This window comes from Escherichia sp. AM3 (assembly GCF_032029835.1).
GTDB lineage: Bacteria > Pseudomonadota > Gammaproteobacteria > Enterobacterales > Enterobacteriaceae > Escherichia > Escherichia coli.
Genome location: NZ_JAVUPQ010001123.1, coordinates 1 through 255, shown reverse-complemented (window position 1 = coordinate 255; position 255 = coordinate 1). Strand labels below are relative to the sequence as shown.

Below are 255 nucleotides of genomic sequence, written 5' to 3'. Positions count from 1 at the left end.
CACCTGGATCATGGGTTCGCCGGAAGTGTTCGTCGCGTTCCTCACCACCTACTGCGTCGGTAACCTGATTGGCTCCGCGCTGGCAAAACCGCTCACCGACTGGAAGTGCAAGGTCAGCATTTTCTGGTGGACCAACGCCGCGCTGGCGGTGGTCAGCGTGGCGATGTTCTTCGTGCCGATGCATGCCACTGTGCTGATGTTCGGCTTCATCTTCGTTATCGGCGTGCTGCACCAGCTGGTGACGCCGATTCAGTG

The 255-nt window shown here is 59.6% G+C and carries 1 pseudogene; it reads left to right on the top strand.

Annotated features, from left to right (window positions below):
* Positions 1–255: pseudogene (locus tag RTW80_RS29980) on the top strand (glycoside-pentoside-hexuronide family transporter); the annotation flags it as partial.